Consider the following 8,688-nt stretch of genomic DNA (forward strand, 5'->3'; position numbering starts at 1 on the left):
ATCACCAGCAGCGTGAAGCCCGTGCCGCGTCCGCCCCGCGCACCCCCCGCCCGAAGCAGCCGCCCGCTCCGCCCTCGTCCGCGTGGATCGCCGGCGTCCGCGGCTCGGGCTTCACGCTGCTGGTGATGGGGATCATGATCCTCGCGGTGGTCGTGCTCGCCCCGAGCATCAAGAACTTCGTCGAGCAGCGCGCCGAGATCGCCGAGCTGCAGCGCTCGGTCGACGCGGCCAAGACCCAGGCGCAGAACCTCGACGAGCAGCGCACCCGCTGGTCCGACCCGGCGTTCATCCGTGCGCAGGCCCGCGAGCGGCTGTACTTCGTGATGCCCGGCGAGGTGAGCTACCTCGTGCTCGACGACGTGACGCTCGCCCAGCAGGCGCAGCAGCCCGCGAGCGACACGGTGCAGGAGACCCCGAGCGACTGGGCCGGCTCCCTGCTGTCCTCGATCGCGGTCTCGGGCCTCGGCGAGCCGACCGCCGACGAGCTGACACCGACTCCGTAGCTCCTGCCCGACTCCGTCGCTCCCGCCCGACCCCGCGTACACTGGAGCGTCCTCCCGGCCGTCCGTCCTCTGGAGCCCCCGTGACCACGCCCCCCTTCGATCCGCCGTCCGAGCGCGACATCGCGGTCGTCTCCGCCCAGCTGGGCCGTCCCGCCCGGGACGTCGTCGGGATCAGCGCACGCTGCGTCTGCGGCGACCCGACGGTGGTCTCCACGAGCCCCCGCCTGTCCGACGGCACGCCGTTCCCCACCTTCTACTACCTGACCCACCCCGCCGCGACGGCCGCGATCTCGCAGCTCGAGGCCACCCAGGTCATGGTCGAGTACAACGCGATGCTCGCCGAGGACGAGGAGCTGCGCGAGGCGTACGCCGCTGCGCACCGGGCGTTCCTGGCCGACCGCGAGAGCGTCGGCTCCGTCCCCGAGATCGCGGGCATCTCCTCCGGGGGCATGCCCTCGCGGGTGAAGTGCCTCCACGCCCTCGCCGCGCACGCCCTCGCGGCGGGCCCCGGCGTCAATCCGATCGGCGATCTGGCCCTGGCCCGCGCCGACTGGTCTCCCGAGCGCTGCGCCTGCAGGCCGCTCGACGCGTAGCCGCTCCTACCGGAGCCACGGAGGCGCCACCACCGGCGCGCTCTTCGCTAAGCTGATTCCCAGTCGGGGTCAGTGCTGCCCACCGCATCGAGAGCGGGCACTTCGCATTGCGTGAGGGTGTTCGCATTGTCCATCCCTCTTGGAGAGTCAACCGTGCCCAGAATCCTGATCGTCGGAGGCGGCTACGCCGGCTTCTACACCGCGTGGAAGCTCGAGAAGCAGCTCCGACCGCACGAGGCAGAGGTCACGATCGTCGACCCGCTGCCCTACATGGCGTACCTGCCCTTCCTCCCCGAGGTCGCCGCGGGGTCGATCGAGCCGCGCCACGCGATCGTCTCGCTCCGCCGCCACCTCAAGAAGACCGCGATCCTCGCCGCCAAGGTGACGAAGATCGACCACGCGAACCGCACCGCGACGATCACCCCGACCGTGGGCGAGCCCTACGAGTTCGAGTACGACCAGATCGTCGTCACCGCCGGCTCCGTCTCGCGCACCTTCCCGATCCCGGGCGTCGCCGACAACGCGATCGGCCTGAAGACGATCGAGGAGGCGACCGCGATCCGCGACCGCATGCTCACGAACTTCGACAAGGCCGCGTCGCTCCCCGCCGGCCCCGAGCGCTCGCGCCTGCTGACCGTCACGGTCGTCGGCGGCGGGTTCGCGGGCATCGAGGTCTTCGCCGAGCTGCGCTCCTTCGCGAGCGCGCTGCTCAAGCGCTACCCCGAGATCGACTTCGAGGAGACGCAGTTCCACCTCATCGAGGCGATGGGCCGGATCATGCCCGAGGTCGCCCTCGAGACGAGCCACTGGGTGCTGAAGAACCTCGACCAGCGCGGCGCCACCGTGCACCTCGACACGCAGCTCAAGTCGGCCGAGAACGGCGTCATCCAGCTGTCGACGGGCGAGAGCTTCGAGTCGGACCTGATCATCTGGACCGCGGGCGTCATGGCGAACCCGTCGATCAAGAACTCTGACCTGCCCATCGAGGAGCGCGGCCGCCTGCGCGTGCGCGCCGACCTCCGCGTCGGCCACGACGACGTGCTCGTCGAGGGCGCCTGGGGCGCCGGCGACGCGACGGCCGTCCCCGACCTCACCGGCGGCGGCGTCGGCGGCTTCTGCGTGCCGAACGCCCAGCACGCCGTCCGCCAGGGCAAGCTCATGGCCAAGAACATCACCGCGGTGCTCCGCGGCGAGGAGCCGGTCGACTACGTGCACAAGAACCTCGGCGCGGTCGCGGGCCTGGGCATCGGCATCGGCGTGTTCCAGTCCGGCAAGATCGCCGTGAAGGGCTTCCCCGCCTGGGTGATGCACCGCGGCTACCACGGTCTCGCCATGCCCTCGTGGGAGCGCAAGTTCCGCGTGGTCTGGGGCTGGTGGAACAACCTCTGGCTCGGCCGCGACATCGCCTCGATCGAGGCCCGCGAGTACCCCCGCGGCTCCTTCGAGACCTACGCGTCGCGTCCGCGTCCGGCGGCCCCGGCCGCCGAGGCTCCGGCCGCGCAGGCCCCGGCGCAGATCCCCGGCCAGGCCGGTGCTCCGGTCCCGGTCGGCGGCGAGCCCGCCAAGTCCTGACACCGCCGCCGGGAGGATCGCTCCTCCCGGTGGTCGCCCCCATAGCCCAATCGGCAGAGGCAGACGACTTAAAATCGTCTCAGTCTGGGTTCGAGTCCCAGTGGGGGCACTCCGTCCGACGCGCCGCTCCCTAGGCGGCGCGGGCGTGCGTGCTGCGTCGAGCGGGCTCGAGCAGCCCGGCCTCGAGGGCCTGGGTGATCTCGCCCGGGGTGCAGTCGGCGCAGAGCACGACGAGCTCCTCCTCGGTGTCGCGGCCGCCGGAGCGGTCGAGGACGACGGCGTCGGTTCCGCAGAGTGCGCATTCGATCATGCGGGTACCGTACGTCCGACCTCCGACATGCGCGCGGCAGTGCCCCGGCGCGTCTCGCCCGGATCCGGCAGGGCGCCGGGCGCGCCTCCGGACCGGTCGTCCTTCCGGCCGGAGGAGCCCGGTGTTCGGGAATCGGACGAGGATCCCGCGCGCCCGCGCCGCCTCGCCTAGAGTCGTCACCGGGCGGTTCCGAGCCCGGGCGCCCGCGTCCGGATGCGAGCCGCCCGGTCCACGGCGGGCGCCGGAACGGTCCCGCTTCTCGTGCCCGCGGGCACCGTCATGCACCGCCCGGCGACGGGCGGCCGGGAGGCCCCCATGGGGAAGCTGCTCTACGGAGCCTCGGGAGTCGAGATCGAGTTCGACGACCGCACGCTCACGCACGTCCAGATCGTCATCGCCAACAAGCTGCGCCGCCGCGAGAGCTTCTTCTTCTCCTGGCGGGACGACCCCGCGGTCGGCGACGGCCGCTCGAGCATCTGGCTCGACCCCTCCGTGCCCCTCTACTTCAAGTACTTCGGCGGACGGGTCCCCTCGATCAACCGCACCTGGATCGACCTGCTGACCGTTTCGGCGAACTCGTCCGGCGGGCTGCAGCTCGTGCAGGAGCCGGACGCCGCCCCCACCCCGCCGCCGAAGGGCGAGCAGGGCGCCTGACCCCCACCCGCCACGCCCCGGAGAAGAGCCCCATGCAGCGCGACGTCTCGGCCCACCTGACCCTCGACGTCGCGGCTCCGGCTGCCCTCGTCCTGTCGATCGCGGTGGCCGACGCGTACGGGGCGGAGGAGTCGCTGACGCTCACCGTCGACGGCCGCCCGCTCGCCGCTCGCGAGGTGATCGACCAGCACGGCACCCGGCTGCACGTGCTCGACGCGCCGGTCGGGCACCTCGTCGTGGACTACTCCGCGCGCGTCCTGGGACGCCTCGCTCCGCTCGAGGGCGACGAGGTGGACCGGCTGCGGTACCTGCGGCCGAGCCGCTACGCCGAGTCGGACGTGCTGTGGGCGACGGCCCGGGCCGAGTTCGCCGGCCTGTCCGGGGCGGACCTCCTGCACGCGGTGAGCTCCTGGGTCGGCACGCGGCTCGCGTACGTCCCCGGCTCGAGCCTTCCGACGGACGGGGCCGAGCGGACGCTGCTCGCCCGCCGCGGCGTCTGCCGCGACTTCGCGCACCTCGTCGTCGCCCTCCTCCGGGCGCTGGACGTGCCCGCCCGACTGGCGGCCGTGTACGCGCCGGGACTGCAGCCGATGGACTTCCACGCGGTCGCGGAGGCCTGGATCGAGGGGGAGTGGCGGGCGGTCGACGCGACGACGCTCGCGCCGCGGTCGAGCCTCGTGCGGATCGCGACGGGACGCGACGCGGCCGACACCGCGTTCCTCGGCGTCTACGGCGGCATCGCGACGCTGCGCGAGCTGACCGTCGGCGCCGTGGCCGACGTGCTGCCGGGCGACGACCTCGACCGGCCCGTCTCGATCGGCTGAGCGGGCGGCCGAGGCCGGCTACTCCGACTCGACGAAGCGCCGCCAGGCCCAGATCGACGTGCACACCGCGCTGAAGGCGACGACGGCGAAGAGCACCGGACCCGCTCCGCCGTCGGTCGACCAGGACGCGATGGTCGGGGTGAGCAGCACGAACAGCACGGTCGTCGCGAGGAGCGTGAGCCCGAGCCAGAGCAGCGGGGACCAGCGCAGGATGCTGCGGCCGGCGGGGCGCCCGACCGGGAACAGCAGCACCACGCTCGAGCCGACCGAGATCAGCGTGGTCGCGCTGAGCACCTCCGCGGCGAGCACGGAGCCGAACGAGCCGTCGGGCGGGACCACGGCGGAGGCGCCCCAGGCGAGTCCGGCGAGACCCAGCAGCGAGACGACGCGGACGGTGGAGAGCTTCGCGCGGTCGACGGCGGACGCGCCCTCGGGGAGGACGAGGCCGATCACCACGCCGAAGAGGAGCGCCGGGTCCAGTCCCGCGAAGCGCGAGACGAGAGCGGCCGCCGCGACCAGGAGCAGCGCGCGCGGAGCGGCGACGACGCCGATCCCGCTGACGCCGATCCGTCGGCCGACCAGCGCGGGGACGGCGGCGGCGACCGCGTTGACCACGGCGACGGCCACGATGACGGCGATCAGCAGGCGCAGGTAGGCGGGCTGGCCGTCGACGCGTCCCGAGAGCAGGACGAGGCCGGCTGCGCAGCCGATCATCCCGACGACCATCAGGCGCGGCGAGGCGGGACCGGTGTCCGGCTTGTCGTCGTACTCGACGGCGGCGCGGTTGCGGCCCGTGAGGTGCCAGCTGCGCTCGGCGCGGGGCGCGCGCCCGGCCGCGGCGAGGCGGGCCGGCACGACGACCAGGGCGAGCGAGAGCAGAGCGAGGGCGAGGGAGCGCATCCAGTCGGCCATCGAGACGACGGGCGATCCGGCGGACAGCGCGGTGGTCATCCCGGTCGCCGCGCTCCAGCCGCCCGGCTCCGATCCGGCGTCGGGGGCGGGCTGCGGCGGCACGTCACCGCCGTCCTGGTCGGGAGCCGGGACCGGTGCTGCGGTGGGCTCGGCGGTCGGCTCGTCCTCGGGCGCGGGCGCGGCCTCTCCGGGGCGGACGGGCGACGGGGACGCGGTCGGCGCCGCGCTGCTCGGAGCGGGAGACGCGGCGGCCCCGGGCGCACTGGGCGCGGCTCCGGGGGCGGCCGGCGGCGTCGCGCTGGGCGTGCCGGTGGGAGCGGTCGTCGCCGCCGCGAAGGTCACGTCGATCCAGGGGCTCGGCGGGCTGTAGTTGCCGGCGCTGTCGCCGGCGATGGCGGAGACCCGATGCGCGCCCGCCGTGATCGTGCCGCCGGTGCAGCTCCAGGCGCCTCCGCTGACCGCCGCGTCGCAGGTGTTGACCCGGTCCACGTACACGTAGGCGCGAGTGCCGTCCACGCCCGTCCCGGAGTAGGACGCGCCGCTGAGCGGCAGGGCGGCGCCGTTCGACGGCGAGGTGAGGGCGGGGGCGGCAGGAGCAGCGGTGTCGACCACGAGGGTCACCGGCGCGCTGGCCGGCGAGGCGGCGCTGCCGGCGAAGGAGGCGGTCTGCGTGGCGGTGACGCGGTAGCTGCCCGGCGCCGGAGTGGGGGCGAGCTGGCAGAACCACGCGCCGCCGGAGTCGGCGGTGGCCAGGCACGCGGCGCCGCCGTTCGAGACCGCGGCGACGCTCGCGCCGGGGTAGGCCGTGCCGCGGACCGAGCCCGCGGAGGTCGCCGAGCCGTCGACCGACTCGATGACGGGGGCGCTGAGGACGGCGATCGGGACGGCGGCCGAGGTGGTCCCGCCGCCGGCGAGGAGCTCCACCGCGACCAGGGTCGCCGGCCCGTCGTCGAGGGAGACGGCGCAGCTCCAGCCGCCGTCGGGGCCCGCGGTGGTGATGCAGAGGGGGTCGCCGCCGCCGCGGAGCCCGATCTGCACCTGGTCCCCGGCCGTCGCCGTGCCGGTGGCCGTCGTCGCTCCCGTGCTGAGGACCGCGCCGGAGGCGGGAGCGGTGATCGCGAGAGCGGCGGCCTGCGCGGCCGGCGCGGCCAGGCCGGAGACGGAGGCGACGGCCGCGAGGAGCACCAGCAGCAGGGCGGCCGTGCGCCGCGGGGATCGGCGGAGTCGGGGCACCGGCACGACCGGTGAACCCCCCGGTACTGCCACGTCGACGCCCGATTTCACGATGCGTCCATTGCACGGGGGCAGGGGGGAGCTGTCAAGCGCGCCGCACCACTGTTCCCGGATGTACACCATCCGGAGGAGGCGTCTCAGCCGGTCGGGGGAGTCGGGGAGATCCGGGAGAGCGCTTCCGCGAGAATATACCCGTCGATCAGATCCGGAGGACAGTGGAATGCGCGAAGACGAGGCCCGCGGGCGCGATCGGCGGGAGGTGCGCGTCGAGGCTGCGCGCTTCGACGATCCGCGCGAGCTGGGCGCACTCCTGCCGCCGGGCCTGCGCATCGGACTGGCGCAGAGCGCCTTCCAGACGGAGGGCTCCCTCGAGACGGGCGGGCGGGGCCGGTCGGTGTGGGACGACTTCGCGCTGCGACGGGGGACGATCGCCGAGGAGGCCACTCCCGAGATCGCGACGGACTTCCTCCTGCGCTGGCGCGAGGACCTCGCGCTTCTGGTCGATCTCGGCGTCGACGAGCTCCGGCTCTCGGTCTCGTGGCCCCGGCTGCAGCCCGACGGCCGCGGGCCGATCGACCGCGGAGGGCTCGGCTTCTACGACCGCCTGCTCGACGGGCTCGCCGAGACGGGGATCCGGGTCGCGCTGACCCTGCACCACCGCGACACCCCGTCGACGCTCAGCGGCGGCTGGATGAACCGCGACACCGCGTTCCGCTTCGGCGATCTCGCCTTCGAGCTCGGCGGGCGGTTCGGCGACCGGGTCGCCGACTGGATCACCCTCGACCAGCCGTCGACGGTGATGCTCGAGGGCTACGCGCTCGCGCGGCAGGCGCCGGGCGCCGGCCGGCTGTTCAGCGCCCTGCCGGCGCTGCACCACCAGCTCCTCGGGCACGGCGTGGCGCTGGAGGCACTGCGGGCGGCGGAGGTGACCGGGAGGATCGGCCTGGTCGACGCGCTCGCGCCCGTCGAGCCCGCCTCCGACGACGACCGGGACCGCGCCTTCGCCTCCCTGGCGGACGTCCTGCGGAACCGCCTGGTGGCCGACGCCGTGCTGACCGGGTCCTACCCGGTCGGACCGGAGGAGCTGCCGCCGTTCCTCGGCGCCCTCGCGCAGGCGGATCCGGTCGACCTCGCGCGTATCTCGGCTCCGCTCGACTTCTACGCGGTCGCGCCGCTGCCGCCGCTGCGGATCGTGGCGGGCCGCGACCCGGCGCTGCCGACCGGGGTGGGCGCTCCTCCCGCGCTCCCCTTCCACACGGCGCCCTGGCCGGAGCTGGACCGCACGGGCGACGGCTCGCCGGTCGCACCCTGGGCGGTGGTCTCGGTGCTGCGGTCCCTCGTGGAGCGCTACGGCGACGCCCTGCCGCCGCTGGTGGTGACCGCGCTCGGCGCGAGCTACTCCGACGAGCCCGATCGCGAGGGTGCGATCGTCGACACGGAGCGGATCCGCTGGCTCGGGGCTCACCTGGCCGCTCTCGCCGAGGCCGTCCACGACGGACTGCCGGTGGAGGCCGTGCAGCTCTGGACCCTGGTCGACGCATTCGAGTGGCAGCACGGCTACAGCCGCCCGCACGGGCTCGTGGCCGTCGACACGCGCAGCCGGGACCGCGTGCCCAAGGCGTCGTTCGACTGGCTCCGGCGCGTCCTCGACGCCCGCTCCTGACGCGGGGGCGTGCGAGACTGCCGCCGTGCGCAGCCTCCTCGCCCTCGCCTCCGTCCTCCACGCCGACCCCGCCCCGGTGCTCGCCGCCCTCGCGGACGTCCTCGCCGCCGACGGCGCCTACGAGCGGCGGGGGAGCGGGCTCGAGCGCCGACTCCCCGTGCTCGGCGTCGAGCAGTGGCGGGTCCTGGCGGACGAGGAGGGGGCCCGGGTCGAGTGCGAGCTGGTCGCCGCACCCGCCTCGTCGGCGCTCGCCGGGGTCCTCCTCCGGCGGCGGATCCGCGAGGCGCCGGACCGGTTCCGCGCGGTCGTGACCGCGGTCGCCGACGCGGTGGAATGACGCTCCGGGGACGCCCGCGCGGGTCCGCTCCGACGCCCGCTCTCCGCTCCGCCCGCCGCCGGAGGAGGACCCCGGCGAGCGCCGACG

At 74.7% G+C, this 8,688-nt stretch carries 9 protein-coding genes and 1 tRNA gene; 8 read left to right on the plus strand and 2 right to left on the minus strand.

Going from position 1 to position 8,688, the window contains the following annotated elements:
- The 4 genes from C5D66_RS16410 to C5D66_RS16425 all read left to right on the plus strand — a co-directional run.
- The coding region (locus C5D66_RS16410; RefSeq protein ID WP_308471824.1) for a septum formation initiator family protein at window positions 1-503 on the plus strand (503 nt) is incomplete at its 5' end.
- Between the two features lie 80 nt (window positions 504-583).
- Entirely contained in the window at window positions 584-1,096 is a 513-nt protein-coding gene (locus C5D66_RS16415; RefSeq protein ID WP_104227430.1) for a DUF501 domain-containing protein, read from the plus strand.
- 153 nt (window positions 1,097-1,249) lie between these two features.
- Window positions 1,250-2,668 (plus strand): NAD(P)/FAD-dependent oxidoreductase, encoded by a 1,419-nt coding sequence (locus C5D66_RS16420; protein WP_104225019.1) that lies wholly within the window; start codon window positions 1,250-1,252, stop codon window positions 2,666-2,668.
- A 35-nt stretch (window positions 2,669-2,703) separates the two neighbouring features.
- Window positions 2,704-2,777 (plus strand) — tRNA-Leu (locus C5D66_RS16425).
- Between the two features lie 21 nt (window positions 2,778-2,798).
- Here the strand turns inward: C5D66_RS16425 and C5D66_RS16430 are convergent.
- Window positions 2,799-2,978 (minus strand): hypothetical protein, encoded by a 180-nt coding sequence (locus C5D66_RS16430; protein WP_104274585.1) that lies wholly within the window; start codon window positions 2,976-2,978, stop codon window positions 2,799-2,801.
- Window positions 2,979-3,293: 315 nt separating this feature from the next.
- Here C5D66_RS16430 and C5D66_RS16435 point away from each other — a divergent pair, with 315 nt between their 5' ends.
- A complete protein-coding gene (locus C5D66_RS16435; RefSeq protein ID WP_068211888.1) occupies window positions 3,294-3,632 on the plus strand; it encodes an ATP-dependent DNA ligase in 339 nt (112 codons plus the stop codon).
- Window positions 3,633-3,664: 32 nt separating this feature from the next.
- Window positions 3,665-4,456, plus strand: a complete 792-nt coding sequence (locus C5D66_RS16440) for a transglutaminase family protein (RefSeq protein ID WP_104227429.1) — start codon at window positions 3,665-3,667, stop codon at window positions 4,454-4,456.
- A gap of 18 nt (window positions 4,457-4,474) precedes the next feature.
- On the opposite strand, the gene C5D66_RS16445 is transcribed toward C5D66_RS16440, so the two are convergent.
- The gene (locus tag C5D66_RS16445; protein ID WP_181028863.1) at window positions 4,475-6,601 is read right to left on the minus strand and encodes a hypothetical protein; all 2,127 of its coding nucleotides are present in this window, start codon (window positions 6,599-6,601) and stop codon (window positions 4,475-4,477) included.
- Window positions 6,602-6,821: 220 nt separating this feature from the next.
- Between C5D66_RS16445 and C5D66_RS16450 the strand changes: the two genes are divergently transcribed.
- Window positions 6,822-8,264 (plus strand): glycoside hydrolase family 1 protein, encoded by a 1,443-nt coding sequence (locus tag C5D66_RS16450; protein ID WP_181028861.1) that lies wholly within the window; start codon window positions 6,822-6,824, stop codon window positions 8,262-8,264.
- 25 nt (window positions 8,265-8,289) lie between these two features.
- Window positions 8,290-8,601, plus strand: coding sequence for a hypothetical protein (locus C5D66_RS16455; RefSeq protein ID WP_104227427.1), 312 nt, complete (start codon window positions 8,290-8,292; stop codon window positions 8,599-8,601).
- Window positions 8,602-8,688: the final 87 nt, after the last annotated feature.

Origin of the sequence: Rathayibacter sp. AY1B4 (assembly GCF_002932815.1) — a bacterium.
In the GTDB taxonomy this organism is placed as follows: Bacteria; Actinomycetota; Actinomycetes; order Actinomycetales; family Microbacteriaceae; genus Rathayibacter.